This window comes from Lapidilactobacillus luobeiensis, from assembly GCF_024345205.1.
Classification (GTDB): Bacteria; Bacillota; Bacilli; order Lactobacillales; family Lactobacillaceae; genus Lapidilactobacillus; species Lapidilactobacillus luobeiensis.
This window is the reverse complement of record NZ_BROC01000006.1, coordinates 94,630-109,770: the sequence shown is the minus strand read 5'-3', so window position 1 is coordinate 109,770 and position 15,141 is coordinate 94,630. Positions and strand designations below refer to the sequence as shown.

Sequence of the window (15,141 nt, the reverse complement as noted above, 5' to 3'; positions counted from 1 at the left end):
CTATTTTTCATTATTAAGAACCTATTCGCAACGTCTATTTTTCAGAAAAAAGCGACTCATTTTTCGAAATCGATCAGCGAACTTGCGCTTGCAACTGCTCGACCAATGCTGTTGTGACCTTCGTCATCGCACGATTGATCTCCTCATCAGTCAAAGTCGCGTTAGGGTCCTGGAAGTGCAGGCGATAGGCCAAAGACCGCTTATGATGACCGATCTTATCACCAGCAAAGACATCAAAGATCTGGACATTGTGGAGATACTTGCCTGCATTTGCCTGGATCAAAGTGACCACTGCTGCGTTGGTCACGTGCTGGTCAAGGATCAAGGCCAGATCTCGATCAACAGCCGGATATTTCGCAGCCGGCTGCGCAACTAAGGCTGGTAACTCCGCCGCTAAAATAACGCTCAGGTCCAGTTGCATCACATAAGTTGCAGGCAGGCCCATTTCGTGTTGCCAGCTAGGATGGACCTCGCCGACAAAGCCTAATTTTTCTGTTCCCAGCATGATCCGTGCTGTTCGTCCGGGATGCAGATCGGTCAAATCGGTCTCGGTTTCATAGTGGACTTGTTCAGCCACACCCAAAACTGCTAATAGATTTTCAACCACACCTTTAGCGTCATAGAAATCGACCGGACGCTCTTTTTGTAACCAGCTGGCATCAGTGGCTGCCCCGCTCCAAAGCGCCGCGATCATTGGCACTTCTCGTGGTTGCCGTTCAGCATCCTGAGGAATAAAAACATTGCCTTGCTCAAAGATCTGAACGTCATTTTGTTTATGCGCGAGATTGTATTGCAGATCCAAAATCAAGCCACTGACCAAGTTTTCTCTAAGATACGCATGATCTTGGGTCATTGGCCAGGCCAATTTGATTGGTTCTGGCGCTTGGGCCGCAAACGCGGTAGCTTGGGGCGCCGTCAATAGCGAATAGCTGATCACTTCATCAAGCCCTTGCGCCAACAAATTACGTTTGGCGGTGCGGATCAATTGTTGCCGCTGATTATAAGCGCCGCGAGTTTGGACGCCGGTCGGCAAGGTACTTGGTAATTTATCATACCCATACAAACGAGCGATTTCTTCGATCAGGTCAGCTTCGATACTGATATCCCAACGCCGCCGGGGAATGGTAACTAAGATTTTGGCGCCCTGATCCTGATAATCAAATTGAAGATCAGTTAAGATAGCGCGCATCGCCGCGGCGCTGATCTCAGTACCTAACACATGGTTGACCCGTGCGGGATCTAAGAGCACTTGGGGTTCCGCAGGTAAAACTTGATTGCCCACGGCGACTCCTTCGCTAGCCGTGCCCTCGGCCAAGTCACAAAGTAATTGTACTGCTCGATCCAACGCATGGGCTACATCGTCTTGGTTGATCCCCTTCTCAAAACGTGTTGATGCCTCACTGTGCAAGTTCGTCCATTGGGCGGTTTTACGGATCGCGGTACCGTTGAAAACAGCGGACTCCAGTAAAACATTGGTTGTTGACGGCGTGATCTCGCTATCCAAACCACCCATGACCCCAGCTAATGCCAAAGGTTTTTGCCCATCAGTGATCACCAGATCGGTTGGTCGCAACTGCCATTCTTGCTCATCTAAAGTCGTGAAGGGTTCATTTTGATGGGCTTGACGGACCAAAATCTTTTTAGAAGCGATTTTATCATAATCGAAAGCATGGAGTGGTTGCCCATATTCCAATAACACGAAATTGGTCACATCGACCACATTATTGATCGGGCGAATGCCATTGTTCCATAATCGGATCTGCAGCCAAAGTGGACTTGGCTTGATCGTCACATTACTAACGACTTTCATCAAATATTGTGGCACTAATTCCGGCTCGGTCACTTGAACATCGATCAATCGCTCAGTCGGTAACCCGGTCGCGTGGAGATTGACTTCAGGAAAACGGGGTTTCTCGTGGAGCATCGCCCCGACTTCGTAAGCAGCCCCGTGCATACCTAATGTATCGGCGCGGTTCGGAGTGATATCGAAATCGATCAGCCGATCATCCATTCCCAAATAAGGAAAAACCGCAGCGCCCACTGGCTCAGGCTGAGGAAAGACATAGATTCCATTGGCGAACTCTTTAGGAACGACACTTTCACTAAACCCGATCTCTTGCAAGGCGCAGATCATGCCTTCTGAAGCCTCGCCCCGCATCTTACCGCGTTTGATCTTAACATTGCCAGCGATCCGTGAACCTGGCAAAGCCACGATCACATACTGATCCTCCGCTACATTGGGCGCGCCACAAACGATCTGAACTGGCTCTGAATCGCCAAGGTCGACTTGACATAAAGTCAAATGGTCAGAGTCAGGGTGGGGTTTAGTGCTCAAGATATGACCGATCACGATTTTCTTCAAACCCGCGTCCGGTGCGATCACGCTAGCAACTTCGATCCCAGTTACCGAAACTTGATCTGCTAATTTCTGTGGATCGATCCCATGAAGATCGACCATTTGGTTCAACCATTGATATGAAATTTTCATTGTTATTTAACCTCCCGCTGGAACTGATGCAAGAATCGCAAATCATTTTGGTAAAATTCGCGAATATCATTGACGCCGTATTTCAGCATGGCGAACCGATCCGGACCCAAGCCAAATGCAAAACCGCCAAATTCGACTGGATCGACACCAGCGCTTCGCAACACGTTAGGATGGACCATCCCCGCACCTAAAACCTCGATCCAGCCTGTATGTTTGCAAACACTGCAACCTTTGCCACCGCAGGCGAAACAAGAGATATCAACTTCGATCGACGGTTCCGTAAAAGGAAAATAACTTGGCCGTAAACGCAGCTCACGTTCCGCGCCAAAAACATGACGCGCAACAACTTCAAGTGTTCCCTTCAAATCAGCCATAGTCACATGATGATCGATCACCAACCCCTCGATCTGATTAAATTGATGCGAGTGAGTAGCATCATCATTATCACGCCGAAAAACCCGGCCTGGGCTGATCATTTTCAAAGGGCCTTTGCTGAAATCATGTTGCTCCAGCGAACGCGCTTGATTCGGTGACGTGTGCGTTCGCATCAAAAGCTCATCGGTAATGTAAAAAGTATCTTGCATATCACGAGCCGGGTGGTCCTTCGGAATATTCATCATTTCAAAATTATAATGATCCGTTTCCACTTCAGGCCCATCGATCACTTCATAGCCCAGACCAATAAATAGATCTTCCAGATCATCGATCACTTGGTTTAAAATATGCGGTGTCCCGACTTTATTTTGGCGGCCAGGCAAGGTCACGTCCACGCTCTCATGAGCCAAACGACGTTGTAACGATTTTTGGTCTAACGTTTGCAGCTGCGTATCGATCGCCTCAGTCAATTCTGACTTGATCTTATTAGCAAATTCGCCGACTTGTGGCCGTTCTTCCGCGCTTAGATCCTTCATTCCCCGTAAAACTTCCGTCAGCGGCCCTTTTTTACCCAACAATTTGACTCTGATCTCATTCAATTGACGCTGATCATCAGCCTTTTGAATATCGACCAAACCACTTGCTTTCAATTCTTCCAATTTATCTTTCAAGCTCATGAAAAAGCCTCCTTCTTTTTTACATAATGCGTGACAGTAGCCCGCCGCCTTTTTGCCTTTTTCTGAAAACAGTTTCCCGAAAATGACGACAAAAAGCCCCGTCCCAATAAAGGGACGAGGCATCGCGGTACCACCCTACTTCAAACCAATCTTGACTTTGGCTTGCACTTTGTCATATCGCCGACCCGCGTGGTTTCCTAGTAGCAGTCTTCACACTTCGAAAACTCATTCAAAAACCAACTCAGAAAGGAATTCAGTACCTTGATCAACTAACGAATTTTCAGCAAACATCGTCTCTCTGATGTTGTCTCAAGTACCTACTTGCTCTCTTCAACGCATTTATTATAGCATTATCTTACCGTTAGATCGGACACAAGTCAAGCGGCACGTCAAGTGAAATGGCGTTGTTTTGAGTTGATTTGCAAAGTGCCGGTTCTGTATTTGCTGCATTGCCTGATTGCAGATGTGGTTGGGTTTGGTGGTGACGCAACCGCCTCAAGGCGTTTTTAGTGGCTGGAACGCAGTGGGCATCGTTTGAAGCCAATCCGCAAAGTGCGCGGCTTGTCTTCAAAGCGAGCCTTTGTCTAAGTGGCAAAGCCACTAAGACAAATTTCACTGTTGAGCCACACGCCCTGAGGCGGTTGCTGGGCAGAATTGCGTCTATCTGCAATCTGGGCGCAGTAGGTTACGAAGTGCTTTTGCTAGTGTGGTGGTCAAAATGCTATCACTTCAATTGGTGAAAAGTCTCTGACTAGTTGTCTCAACCGATTATTCAGACTAATAAATTCAAGTTTTGTGATACGCCATTCAGTTGCTGGTGATCATCAAGTCAATTGTTACGGTATGACTATCGGTGCGAATTTGTAACTGCTAACCATGGTCATCAATTGCGTGGTGATTTGTCAATTCACACGAGCAGGTGCTATGGCGTGGCAGCTTGATCTGCCTAAAATGGTTGAGCGGGCGGAGTGGAGTGTGGCGGGTGAGATCGCCGTGTCGTTATTCTTAGCGGCTTTGCCGCTTAGAATAAGGCTCAGCTTTGAGATTCGCGTACTTTGTGAAGCTCAAAGTGATGCCCACAGCGAGCTCACCCGCCACGCGCAACGCAGACCGCGGCCAAGATACAGGAGCAGGACTGCTCGCTTCCTGAACCATGGTGGCGAACATATCTCAAAAAAACTGAACCCCCCCCGCGCATGCGGTGAAGTTCAGTTTACTTTTGAAAACTTTTGTGGCATGGCTAAACCCGCCTAAATCTCCCACTGATCTGCCCAAGCATGGACAGCATCCATGACTGGCAATAGTGCGCGCCCTTTTTCGGTTAGGGCGTAACTGACTTGATGTCCTTCGGATTCAGAATGACGATCAATAATGCCAGCGCTTTCTAACTCCTTCAAGCGTTCGACCAAGACCCGATCGGAACACTTTGCGATCGCTTTAGCCAGATCTTTAAAGCGTAATTCATTATTCTCGCAAAGGACGCTGATGATCAAGCCATTCCATTTCTTGCCGAGAAATTCAAAAGTTTTTTCGAAACGTGGACAAATTTGACAAGGTTCATCTTCAACCACGTTCGTTGCGAAAAGATGAGTTGTTGTCATGGTATCTCCTCCATAATCTTTGGTCATACTACACAAGTGAACGAATAAATCTTAATGGTTTTTGTAAACGGTGCTTGGCGATCGCCTGCCAAGGCTTGGCGACTTCTTCAACAGCAACATAATCATCCACCAGCGAAACGACCCAACTCTCACGATACTTCGGCACCGCCAAAGTCGCACCAAACATATGCTTGATGATAATGTCTTTTTCCTTCGCCGATAACGCCGTTAAACGTTCCGCATTTCGTAAGGCGATCCGGGGATGAATGTAAGCGTGGGTCCCACTGTCAAACTTAGTCGTCCGCCAATCATAATAAAATAAATCATGCAATAAACCGGCGCGGGCGGCGGCACGATAATCCAACTTTTGCCGCTTGCAGATCAAATAGCTCATGTACGAAACACGCAAGCTATGATCCAAACGATTGGTATAGTGATGCTGGGTGAACTCCGCCAGTTTTTGCACCTGTGGTGTACTCAATAGATCCTCAATGATTCCTACATATTCTTGGTCATCATGCCAAGAAGATAAATCTGTCATGCAAACGCTCCCTTACGAAGACAATCGGGCCAACTTCAATTGGGAACATTGTACCAACTTTTCCCGGAAAAATAAACTTTTCTGACTTACCTTAACTTAGTCTTTAACTTGAAGCTGTAATTGATACATCAAAACGGCGGCGGCGATCGCCACATTCAAGGACTCCGCCTGCCCAAAGATCGGCAAATAAAGATTCATATCCATCTGTGTGGCAAGACTTGGCGTCAGGCCGTGCGCCTCATTACCCATGACCAAACAATAGCGGGGATCGTCTAAGTGACACTGACGGATATCAGTGGCGCTTTGATCGACTAAAGTCCCCAGCAAACGATAGCCTTGCGCTTTTTTGGTCTGCAACCATTGCGCCACATCGGCGGTGGTCACGACCGGTAAATGAAATTCGCTCCCCTGCATGGATCGGATGGTTTTACTATTCCAAGGATCGATCGCGCCTTCACTAAACACCACACCTGCAAAACCAGCCGCATCAGCAGTTCGCACCATGGTTCCAGCGTTACCTGGATCTTGAACGTGATCCAATACTAGCCAAGGCCGCTCTAGCTGGTCAGACTCTGGCCCATCCAGCTGGGGCAATCGAAGCACTGCGAAATAACCGTCCGTGGTCGTCGTTGTCCGCAGCGCTTCGGCGACGCGTTGACTGATCGTCACCAATTCGATCACATTGCTTTGCACATCGCTCTGAGCTAACTCCGTGTTGATCGTCGACCAGTGCGCCGGGATCGCTAGGATCGTTAAAACAGTCGCCTGATCTGAGTGCAGCGCCTCTTTCAACGAATGCCAGCCTTCCAGCAGAAAGGTCCCAGTTTGTTCGCGATATTTCTTCTGTTGCAATTTGCGGATCTCTTTGATCCGGTCATTTTTTGGTGAATCGATCGTTAGCATCTGCGTCATTCCTTTTTACATTCTCAACTTATTCTACCACGACCAGTGACTTTGTGCAGTTTAAGCATAAAAATCAGCATGGACCGGTGTATCGAACACCGTTGTCGATCGAACATCCCTACGCCTTATTGCCGAGCGGCGCGGGAAGTAAGCGTCTACAATGATCATCTTCGCAGGCGCAAAAAAACGCGCTGATCACCAGTTAGATGGTCGATCAGAACGCGTTTGTCCCTTACAAACTAATTATCGTTTATTGACGAGGGCGTTGTTGCTTACCGGCATTACGAGCCCGGTTATTCTCGTGATTGGCCTGATTTTCCGGTGTTGCTTGCGTTTTATTCGCATGCCAATCCGCGAAGGTGTTCTCATCAACGACCGTGACGATCGGATGTTCTTTCAACTCGATATCGACCTCGCGGCGGATCTTAGGCGTGATCACATAGTTGGTGATCAATTGTTGCACGACACCGATGATCGCTGTAGCAAAGAAGTACAAACCTAAGCCTGCTGGCGCGACGATACTGATAAAGAACGTCATCGCTGGACTCAAGATCATCATCGTCATCATTTGCTTACGTTGCTCTTTCGGTGTGATCAAAATCGACAGCCCCGACTGCACGGCATAGAGCAAAGTCGCGATCACCGCAATCAGAATACTGCGTTGCCCTAAAGAGATCCCAAAGAAAGTCGCCTTGGCGATCTCAGGAGAGAATTGGACCGCTTCATAAAGACCTGCCATGATCGGAATCTGTAAAAGTAGCGGTAAACAGCCCATCGCGCCCGTCATACTCAAATGATTTTCTTGATAGACTTTCATCGTCAGTTGACTTAGCTGGGCTGCCTCAGCCTGAGTCGCCTTGGAACGATAAGCTTGGATCAAATCAGTTTGCGGCTTGATCGCTTTCATTTTTTCCGTTTGTTTGGTCGATTTCTCCATTTGACTCAATCGCAAAGGCAACAATAGTAACTGCACGGCTAATGTAATCAAGATCACGCCCCAGCCGAAACTATTCGAGCCGCCGATCAAATCACCAAACCACTGGATCACGGACTGCATTGGTGTCGCCAAATATTTAAAAATCAGGCCATAGAGTCCACTTGAAGGTGGCCTGGCGTTCGTATAAGAAGCGGCATTAGCACAACCGCTTAAAAGAAGCAGCATTGCTGCCGCTAAACCACTCAGCTGCAACGCTTTACGCTTGTTTTTCATTCGTTGAGATTCCCCTTTTTCCAAAATCCGTGCTCGCCTTTAAGATCACGTCAGGGTAAAACACGGAAACATTCTCAAAAACCACTATACCGAATCTCAGCACAGAATACCAGTTGATTTTTTATTAGTCACCTAAAATCCGGCTAAAGACTGAATTTTTGAACCGATTTTACCCTTGATCACAGGGGGTCAACAGCTAACCGCGCAAAAACAGAACTGTTGCTTTGTGCCAGCTACTTAAAATTCCCAGAACCTATTCAATTAACCGACCACACGGAATTTCCCTAAGGCTGGCGCGGGTGTCAAGGCTGCGATCGCGACTTCATCAACGCGACCGCTGGGTGTTGGCGACGCCTTGACCGCCGCGATAAACTTTCGCAAGTCCTCGGCTTCACCACTTGCTTCAATATAAACGGAACCATCATCATTATTGCGAGTGATCCCGACGATCTGCAATTGATCAGCGACCATCTTGGTCATCCAGCGAAAGCCGACCCCTTGGACCCGGCCGCGCACGGTCATCGCCACACCTTCACGCATCGTTATTCCCCATTTCTTCAGTTTTCCATTGCTACATCCCTATTGATCTAGCTCCGACTGATTCTCCGCCGGTTCGATTTCCGGGTCAAGCGGCAATGAGACTTTAAACAAAGAGCCAGAATTCTCCACGCTCTCCACAGTCAAATCCCCACCGTAAGCCTTGACCAAACGATAAGCGATCGACAAGCCAAGACCATTTCCGCCGCGCTCCCGTGAACGTGCTTTGTCCACCCGATAAAAGCGATTAAAGATCCGCTGCTGATCTTGCGCCGAAATACCTAAGCCAAAGTCTTGGACCACGATATGGATATTGTGCTGGCCCCGATCAGCGCCCAAATGAACTTCCTTACGGGTGGCAGAATACTTGACCGCATTATCCAACAGAATGATCAGGATCTGTTCCAAATGGTGGCGGTTCATCCGTACTGTGATCCCTGCAGGCAATTCCACATCAGCTTGTACTAAGAAATCGGGATGCAACATTTGAATATTATCAACTACCTGGGCAATCACCGCTGGAACATCCGCCACTTCATGGACGGATTTCAACTCGACTTGTTCGGCACGCGTTAATTGTAGCATTTCCTCGATCAGCGAATTCATCCGAGTGGCTTCTTGGGTGGCCGCCGCTAAGGATTCTGCCAAAACTTCCGGATCATCTTTACCCCAACGATTCAAGAGTTGCAAATGCCCCTGGATCACCGCTACCGGCGTTCGTAACTCGTGGGAAACATCGCCGACAAATTGCTTTTGCTGTTCAATGTATTGTTGGATCTGATCCAACATGCTATTGAACTGTTGCGCCAGATCACTGATTTCATCATTACCTGATAATTTCGGGATCCGCGCCGTTGATTCCGGCGCCTGATCGATCGTGCGAATCGTTTTAGAGATCAAATTGAGCCGTTTCAAGAGCCGATGCACAATGATATAGCCAATACTGCCACTGAAAAGAACCGCTACCGCGATCAAAATGATCATTTGCCAGCGTAATTCTTGGGTCGCGTGGTAAAGGCTATCCATCCGATTGACCAACATTACATAGCCAGTCAGCCGTTGAGTCGCGCGTCCATAGACCGGGATCGTGGTAACGATCACCCGACGTCCTTCAGCCTGAACGATCTGTTGAGTCCTTTTGGTCACTGCTTTAAATTTGATCGTGGTGTCCCGTGAAATGAAAACTTGCTCTTTTTGACGATTATAAATAGCCACTGATAAGTCAGAACGGGACAACTGATTAAAAACCGAATCCTCATAAAATGGATCGGAATTATTCTGATTTGTACTAGCGCCATCGACCCCTTCATTTTGATAATATTCCGGCGTCATCAACGGCACGACTTTGGCAATCGTTAGATTTTTTTTGACCGTGCTAAGCCGATCAGTTACCAACTTTGTCGTTTCTGCCGTCGCTGTTTTCTCTTGGGCCAATAGATTATTGCTGAAAGTCGCATAAATGATACTAGCGAAAATCACGAATGTAAAAAAAATGGTCAGGCCAACAGCGGCTGACCATTTAACTCGCAAAGTTAAACGCATTCTTTTTTTTGGTTGAGTGGTTTCTTGCACACGTTTCTCTGCCATAAGCTACACCTAGGAATGCATGACATAGCCCGTGCCCCGGACCGTTTGGATGTAGCTGCGGCGATTAGGCCGATCGATCTTATTGCGCAGGTATCGAACATAAACATCAACAACATTGGTCGCGACTTGCTCATTGTAGCCCCAAACTTGCCGCAAAAGTTCATCACGGGCAACAACAGTGTTGGCATTTTCTACCAAAATCATCAATAAAGATGATTCCCGCTTAGAGAGTTGAATGATCTCGTTGCCACGGATCACAGTCCGTGTCTGCGGTTCAATGATCAAATCGCGGAAAACGATCTGTTTCTGTTGAGACGCACGGGATTGCCGTTCCATATCAGACCGCCGGATCAAAGCCCGTAACCGCGCCAATAGTTCTTCGATCGCGAAAGGCTTCACCAAATAATCATCCGCGCCATCATCTAAACCAGCGACCCGATCTAACACGGAATCTTTGGCCGTGACCATAATGATCGGCGTGGATTTTTCCTTGCGCACCCGACGACAAACCTCAAACCCATTCAAATCAGGTAACATCAAATCAAGCAAGATCACATCCCAGTCTTCTTTCAAAGCTAGATCCAACCCTGCTCGACCATTACCTTCAACCTTGGTTTCATAACCTTCATGAGACAATTCCAAGTCTAAAAAACGGGCTAAGTTTTTCTCATCTTCGATTATTAAAATCTTCTTACTCGAGTCTAATTTAGACACCCCCATTATATTTACAACAAACTCTGTCTGGAGAATCAATCCTATCGCTGCTAGTATTTTAACATAAGACATCGATTCCCGCCAGACAATCTCTCATATTGTTTTAATATATTAGACTTTCTAGGAAATGTCAATCGCTAAGTGCAAGTCGCTACCACAGTCTTTAGTAGTACCTTAAATATGATCAGCCTGCTTATCTGGATTCACACCATCATGTCAGCATTACCATCTTGACTACCGCCATCAACATTATCAGTGTCAGCCGTCCCGCTATTTTCCGCAAAATGTTGTAAATTCATGACTAAATTATCTAGGTCCAATTTAATTGCTTTCAAAAAGATTCTTCTAACCTGCGCACACCAATGATTTTGCTCGCAAAATGGCGTCCCACACACATTTAATTTCGGTTAGTTTAATGACATGACCAAGTCAAATTTTAAATGTAAGTCGCAGAAACGATATTGCGCAAACGGCCAAAAGTAATGTACCCAATCCCTCCCTGCATCGATACTCTGCCTAACTATTCTACTGATTCGGTCGGTACAATAGCATAACCCGCTGTGGACGTATTATTAAAGACAGCTTGGTGAGTAACACCGGTCGCTTTGCCGACATACGTAAAACTAAATCCAGTGGTCGTTGGCTGAAAATCAGTCACTCCACTATAGTGATAAGTTTGTCCGTTATTTGTAAATATGATTAATTCCATGATGTTTCCTCCTAATTTTGGGTATAAAAATAGCACTCAATCGTTATGATCAAGTGCTTGCAGACGAATACGTAACTTCAGCTATATCATGAATTGTTATTGGAATTGTTTCCCATTCATCTGTGCCAATATCGACGTCTGCTTCAAATTCAATCGGTGAATAAACTTCGACAATCGCAGCCTTACGTCCATCCTTTAAAATAATGTTATCAAACTCATGGATAGTCATTTATCACACCTCCTCTAAATAAGCAGTAGCCATCCAGGTTTTTCCTTCGTTTACCGTCCAGCCAACAACCATATTACTGAGCTGTCCTTTTTGGCCATATAAGACTATCTTTTGCTCGTAATGACCGCCATATTGATCAATACGCTTTAAACTAACTGGATACTTATCAGCACGCTTCAAAATTTCAGCAATTAGCTCTGGGTAATTATTGATATCATACCCCGCACGTTTAGCAATCAATATCCCCTTGGCAATACCACGGTTATTATCCAGATCGAATAAATATTTCGTCATCTTCTCACTTGCAATTGTTGCAACATCAGCACTCGGCAATGCTAAATGTGGGTCAGCTACTAGTAACTGTCGACGTAGTACGTCTAATTTCGTCATATTCCAGTTATCAAGTTCATTATACTTCATGTTCTGAAAGGAATCCAAATCTTTGGATGCATCAGATGGCTTAATGAAATCGTCACTAAAATTACACAGGTTTCAACTTTCTCAGAAAAGTTCCCTCGAATTTTCGTCGATGCTACCACTTTACCCAGCTAGCCTATCTTTACTCAGTGGTAGCCCTTATAATAGAAATAGTAAGTACCGCCTAGGAATCGAAGCGGTTCGACTCCCACATTTCAGCGAGGTTAGCAACCGGATCTTTCAAGTAAATACTAAATACATCAAACTTGCGCGAACTTGGGTAAGGCCGTTTGACGATTCAGCTTAGTGGACCAATATTTGCAAATTTTCTTGAACGATACTCAAGCAATAATGGAGGAATAATGAGATGTATACATTCACGATTCTGATTGCAATGATCGGCATGTTGCTGATTCCCTATGGTATGATCACTTGGTTAAAGCGCCGAAAAAATCGGCGACCCACCAAACCCGCCGCCATTTTGGCGGTGGCTGGAGTCGTCCTGTTCTTAGGAGGCGCGACTGCCAATGGCCAAGTCAAGACAGCCCAAGACCAGCAAGCCGCCGCGGATAACGCTGTCAATATTTCTAGTCGGCGAGTGGCAGCAAAGTCCAGTTCCAAAACTGCCGAAAAAGCAAAGAAGGCCGCTGAAGCCAGTTCCCGTAGCGCGGCAAGAAGTTCAAAAGAGGCGGCAGCTAAAGCTTCATCAATTAAAGCAGCCACAGAAAAAGCCGCGGCAGAGAGCAAGGCTGCCGAAGCCAAACTCGAACAAAGCAATAACAATCTAGCCAGTCTGACCTATCAAGGGACGCAAACAATCAACATCAATCAAGGCAAACCAACATTTTCCAGTGCGGATCTAAGTCTGGACGCGGGCGCTTGGGAGAAATACGGCGATCTTGATCGGCTTAACCGTGCGACCACCGCTGAGGCGATGCTCAACCAAAGCATCATGCCCAAGGGCAAACGTGGTAGCATCAGTGAAGTGACCCCGACTGGCTGGAAAAATAAGAAAATCAGCGGCGGCTATCTCTTCAACCGCTCTCATTTGATCGGCTGGGCTCTAGCGGGCGAAAACGCCAATTGGAAGAATCTCATTACTGGCACCCGTCAATTGAACAGCCCAGAAATGTTGCGCTACGAAATGGACGTCAAGGCCTATCTCGAGCAAAACAGTCAGAATTATGTCCGTTATTCGGTAACGCCGGTTTTTCGCGGTAACGAGCTTCTGGCCCGTGGTGTTCATATGATGGCGCAATCGGTCAGCAGTCAAGCCATCTCTTTCAACGTTTATATCTTCAACGTCCAAAGTGGGGTCACCCTAAATTACGCCGATGGCTCCAGTAATGTCGGTCAGGCAACCGGTTCGACAGGCACGGCCAGCGCTGGCAGTGCCACCACTCAGCCCAGCCAGAATAGTAGTAGCCAGACGGCCAACAGCTCCCAGACCACCACACCCACCGGCCAAGTTGTTTTTGTCACCCCAACTGGCAAGCGATATCACAAATATGCCCACGGCAACGGTACTTTTACTAAAACAACCCTACAAGACGCAAAAAGTCAGGGCCTGACCCCTTGCCAAGTTTGTTGGTAAGAAAACCAAATCTGTGAAGCTCACACACCATTGCCAAACGATTGTGTTGGCTAGATCGCGACAAGGACAGCATCACCTGTCACTCACGGCTTTATCCGTTGTCTGAAGCCCAGACGGTCCAAAACGTCCGGTTTCGGCTAATCCACCACTAAAACCGATAACTCACTCAAGCCAGCCAAAAAGAGTTTGACCCTTCTCTAGCAATTACACTAGATTTTGGGTCAAGCTCTTTTTAATAGGTCTAAAATTTAAAATTGTACTGATTTCTCTATTTTTCTGTGTGGCATCAAAGCCCTCAGCAAACTGTTGGGCACAGAAAAACCCGCATCTGTGATAACGGTACGGGCTTGATCGCACATGTCTTGGCGCTTGATCTGCGCTTCCAGCGCACTGATCTTCTTTTGATTCTCATCGGGCTCAGTTTCCTTGTTTGGATCATCACCCTTTTGCAAAGCGTCGATCTGCTTCATGGCAGCTTCGTATTTACCTTCGAAGTCGTTCTTCTCGGACTGCTCTTTGCCAATCCGCTTCTGGAGCTTCTCAACGATTTTGTCAGCATCAGTAGCTTTGCTTTCTTCCGATTCGGTTGTATCTATCACTTCAGCCTGTGCACCGGCCTTGGTTTCAACTTCCTCAGTGGATTCGGTTTCAACTGCTTCTACCATAATTGGCACCTCCACTCGCATTTAACGTCTTGGGAGACAACTCATGTCGTTCTTTAACGCCCGCGGCAAGGAAAAGGGCATAAAAATAGCCGCCTTTCTTCGGCGACCAAAACTACCAACTACTCTTCGACTAAGCCAGTTCAAACGTGGTTTCAAATACTTCAGGCTTTTTCAAATGAAGCCCACCATTAGCATCACGAGTGATATAATCGCCCGCACTGGCCAGTTGTAGTCCATCTGGTGTATCAATCTCAAGCTTACCCACGGGCCCGAAAAAGCGAATCTTCTCATCTTTATATTGTCTTACCATGTTCAATCAAGCCTCCAAAGCAAACCCGGAAATATTAATTTGATTAAATACCGCATTTCTCTTTACTTGAGTAGCTACGCCAAAATAGTCGAACTTCAATTCATTATCACTATTCTCGAGATTCTCAACTTTTTCGAATTTTAACGTTTGTCCTGCCTTCAACCAAATAATCAATGATTTCTCTTTTTCCATTTCTACCATTCCTTTCAATTTTGGGTACAAAAATAGCACTCAACCTTTTGTCGAATGCTAAATGCCAGGAATTGAATCCTTAACTTCTTTAATTGTTTTTAAAGCTTTTTTCATCATTGTATTCTCTTGAAGGTACTCAATTCCCTTAATCGAAATTTTCATTTTATCAAGTCCAATTGGGATTTTTTCGTCTTTTGTTGGGATAAATTTGATTCCTTTTAAATACCCTTCATCAGTCAGCTCTTCAAGAATAGAAATCAAATATGGATAAGTGATACGATAAGTTGTCGGGTCTATGACAGAAGGATCGACTGATTCGCCCTTTTTCATACACTCATAGACATATGCTAGTATTTTATAAGCGATATAGAAAAAATCATCTTTTGCCATTT

18 protein-coding genes and 1 other annotated feature are annotated in these 15,141 nt (G+C 46.4%); of the genes, 1 reads left to right on the top strand and 17 read right to left on the bottom strand.

Going from position 1 to position 15,141, the window contains the following annotated elements:
• Positions 1-73 precede the first annotated feature (73 nt).
• The 13 genes from pheT to OCU21_RS03810 form a co-directional block, all read right to left on the bottom strand.
• Complete coding sequence (gene pheT / locus OCU21_RS03870; RefSeq protein ID WP_261806170.1) at positions 74-2,488, bottom strand: phenylalanine--tRNA ligase subunit beta; 2,415 nt, start codon at positions 2,486-2,488, stop codon at positions 74-76.
• A gap of 2 nt (positions 2,489-2,490) precedes the next feature.
• The gene (gene pheS, locus OCU21_RS03865; RefSeq protein WP_261806169.1) at positions 2,491-3,540 is read right to left on the bottom strand and encodes a phenylalanine--tRNA ligase subunit alpha; all 1,050 of its coding nucleotides are present in this window, start codon (positions 3,538-3,540) and stop codon (positions 2,491-2,493) included.
• A 107-nt stretch (positions 3,541-3,647) separates the two neighbouring features.
• Positions 3,648-3,883: a binding site (T-box leader), on the bottom strand.
• A gap of 907 nt (positions 3,884-4,790) precedes the next feature.
• Positions 4,791-5,141, bottom strand: a complete 351-nt coding sequence (locus OCU21_RS03860; RefSeq protein WP_125601055.1) for a winged helix-turn-helix transcriptional regulator — start codon at positions 5,139-5,141, stop codon at positions 4,791-4,793.
• A gap of 28 nt (positions 5,142-5,169) precedes the next feature.
• Positions 5,170-5,682, bottom strand: a complete 513-nt coding sequence (locus OCU21_RS03855; RefSeq protein WP_261806168.1) for an HD domain-containing protein — start codon at positions 5,680-5,682, stop codon at positions 5,170-5,172.
• 96 nt (positions 5,683-5,778) lie between these two features.
• On the bottom strand, positions 5,779-6,594 hold the full coding sequence (locus OCU21_RS03850) for a TrmH family RNA methyltransferase (RefSeq protein WP_261806167.1): 816 nt from the start codon (positions 6,592-6,594) through the stop codon (positions 5,779-5,781).
• Between the two features lie 241 nt (positions 6,595-6,835).
• Positions 6,836-7,795, bottom strand: coding sequence for a membrane protein insertase YidC (yidC, locus tag OCU21_RS03845; protein WP_261806166.1), 960 nt, complete (start codon positions 7,793-7,795; stop codon positions 6,836-6,838).
• 261 nt (positions 7,796-8,056) lie between these two features.
• Entirely contained in the window at positions 8,057-8,335 is a 279-nt protein-coding gene (locus OCU21_RS03840) for an acylphosphatase (protein WP_261806165.1), read from the bottom strand.
• Between the two features lie 39 nt (positions 8,336-8,374).
• Positions 8,375-9,919, bottom strand: coding sequence for a HAMP domain-containing sensor histidine kinase (locus OCU21_RS03835; protein WP_261806164.1), 1,545 nt, complete (start codon positions 9,917-9,919; stop codon positions 8,375-8,377).
• Between the two features lie 9 nt (positions 9,920-9,928).
• The gene (locus OCU21_RS03830) at positions 9,929-10,639 is read right to left on the bottom strand and encodes a response regulator transcription factor (RefSeq protein ID WP_125601034.1); all 711 of its coding nucleotides are present in this window, start codon (positions 10,637-10,639) and stop codon (positions 9,929-9,931) included.
• A 197-nt stretch (positions 10,640-10,836) separates the two neighbouring features.
• The gene (locus OCU21_RS03825) at positions 10,837-10,968 is read right to left on the bottom strand and encodes a hypothetical protein (protein WP_261806163.1); all 132 of its coding nucleotides are present in this window, start codon (positions 10,966-10,968) and stop codon (positions 10,837-10,839) included.
• A gap of 185 nt (positions 10,969-11,153) precedes the next feature.
• Positions 11,154-11,342: a hypothetical protein gene (locus OCU21_RS03820; protein ID WP_261806162.1), complete on the bottom strand. Its 189-nt coding sequence runs from the start codon at positions 11,340-11,342 to the stop codon at positions 11,154-11,156.
• Between the two features lie 49 nt (positions 11,343-11,391).
• On the bottom strand, positions 11,392-11,571 hold the full coding sequence (locus tag OCU21_RS03815) for a hypothetical protein (RefSeq protein WP_261806161.1): 180 nt from the start codon (positions 11,569-11,571) through the stop codon (positions 11,392-11,394).
• 3 nt (positions 11,572-11,574) lie between these two features.
• Entirely contained in the window at positions 11,575-11,991 is a 417-nt protein-coding gene (locus tag OCU21_RS03810; protein ID WP_261806160.1) for a DUF6883 domain-containing protein, read from the bottom strand.
• Between the two features lie 364 nt (positions 11,992-12,355).
• On the opposite strand from OCU21_RS03810, the gene OCU21_RS03805 reads away from it, so the two are divergent.
• Positions 12,356-13,582, top strand: coding sequence for a DNA/RNA non-specific endonuclease (locus OCU21_RS03805; RefSeq protein ID WP_261806159.1), 1,227 nt, complete (start codon positions 12,356-12,358; stop codon positions 13,580-13,582).
• Between the two features lie 248 nt (positions 13,583-13,830).
• Here OCU21_RS03805 and OCU21_RS03800 read toward each other — a convergent pair whose 3' ends face one another.
• The 4 genes from OCU21_RS03800 to OCU21_RS03785 form a co-directional block, all read right to left on the bottom strand.
• Positions 13,831-14,247, bottom strand: coding sequence for a DUF4355 domain-containing protein (locus OCU21_RS03800; protein ID WP_261806158.1), 417 nt, complete (start codon positions 14,245-14,247; stop codon positions 13,831-13,833).
• A gap of 130 nt (positions 14,248-14,377) precedes the next feature.
• On the bottom strand, positions 14,378-14,557 hold the full coding sequence (locus OCU21_RS03795) for a hypothetical protein (protein ID WP_261806157.1): 180 nt from the start codon (positions 14,555-14,557) through the stop codon (positions 14,378-14,380).
• A gap of 6 nt (positions 14,558-14,563) precedes the next feature.
• Positions 14,564-14,749, bottom strand: a complete 186-nt coding sequence (locus tag OCU21_RS03790; protein ID WP_261806156.1) for a hypothetical protein — start codon at positions 14,747-14,749, stop codon at positions 14,564-14,566.
• A 57-nt stretch (positions 14,750-14,806) separates the two neighbouring features.
• Positions 14,807-15,139, bottom strand: coding sequence for a YjcQ family protein (locus tag OCU21_RS03785; protein WP_261806155.1), 333 nt, complete (start codon positions 15,137-15,139; stop codon positions 14,807-14,809).
• Positions 15,140-15,141: the final 2 nt, after the last annotated feature.

Excerpts from the sequence above, each read along its gene's own strand:
- OCU21_RS03790 (WP_261806156.1), bottom strand. The coding sequence starts at position 14,749 with ATGGAAAAAGAGAAATCATTGATTATTTGGTTGAAGGCAGGACAAACG.
- OCU21_RS03835 (WP_261806164.1), bottom strand. The coding sequence starts at position 9,919 with ATGGCAGAGAAACGTGTGCAAGAAACCACTCAACCAAAAAAAAGAATG.
- OCU21_RS03860 (WP_125601055.1), bottom strand. The coding sequence starts at position 5,141 with ATGACAACAACTCATCTTTTCGCAACGAACGTGGTTGAAGATGAACCT.
- OCU21_RS03840 (WP_261806165.1), bottom strand. The coding sequence starts at position 8,335 with ATGCGTGAAGGTGTGGCGATGACCGTGCGCGGCCGGGTCCAAGGGGTC.
- OCU21_RS03830 (WP_125601034.1), bottom strand. The coding sequence starts at position 10,639 with ATGGGGGTGTCTAAATTAGACTCGAGTAAGAAGATTTTAATAATCGAA.
- yidC (WP_261806166.1), bottom strand. The coding sequence starts at position 7,795 with ATGAAAAACAAGCGTAAAGCGTTGCAGCTGAGTGGTTTAGCGGCAGCA.
- OCU21_RS03820 (WP_261806162.1), bottom strand. The coding sequence starts at position 11,342 with ATGGAATTAATCATATTTACAAATAACGGACAAACTTATCACTATAGT.
- OCU21_RS03855 (WP_261806168.1), bottom strand. The coding sequence starts at position 5,682 with ATGACAGATTTATCTTCTTGGCATGATGACCAAGAATATGTAGGAATC.
- OCU21_RS03785 (WP_261806155.1), bottom strand. The coding sequence starts at position 15,139 with ATGGCAAAAGATGATTTTTTCTATATCGCTTATAAAATACTAGCATAT.
- OCU21_RS03850 (WP_261806167.1), bottom strand. The coding sequence starts at position 6,594 with ATGACGCAGATGCTAACGATCGATTCACCAAAAAATGACCGGATCAAA.
- OCU21_RS03815 (WP_261806161.1), bottom strand. The coding sequence starts at position 11,571 with ATGACTATCCATGAGTTTGATAACATTATTTTAAAGGATGGACGTAAG.
- pheT (WP_261806170.1), bottom strand. The coding sequence starts at position 2,488 with ATGAAAATTTCATATCAATGGTTGAACCAAATGGTCGATCTTCATGGG.
- OCU21_RS03810 (WP_261806160.1), bottom strand. The coding sequence starts at position 11,991 with ATGAAGTATAATGAACTTGATAACTGGAATATGACGAAATTAGACGTA.
- pheS (WP_261806169.1), bottom strand. The coding sequence starts at position 3,540 with ATGAGCTTGAAAGATAAATTGGAAGAATTGAAAGCAAGTGGTTTGGTC.
- OCU21_RS03805 (WP_261806159.1), top strand. The coding sequence starts at position 12,356 with ATGTATACATTCACGATTCTGATTGCAATGATCGGCATGTTGCTGATT.
- OCU21_RS03795 (WP_261806157.1), bottom strand. The coding sequence starts at position 14,557 with ATGGTAAGACAATATAAAGATGAGAAGATTCGCTTTTTCGGGCCCGTG.
- OCU21_RS03800 (WP_261806158.1), bottom strand. The coding sequence starts at position 14,247 with ATGGTAGAAGCAGTTGAAACCGAATCCACTGAGGAAGTTGAAACCAAG.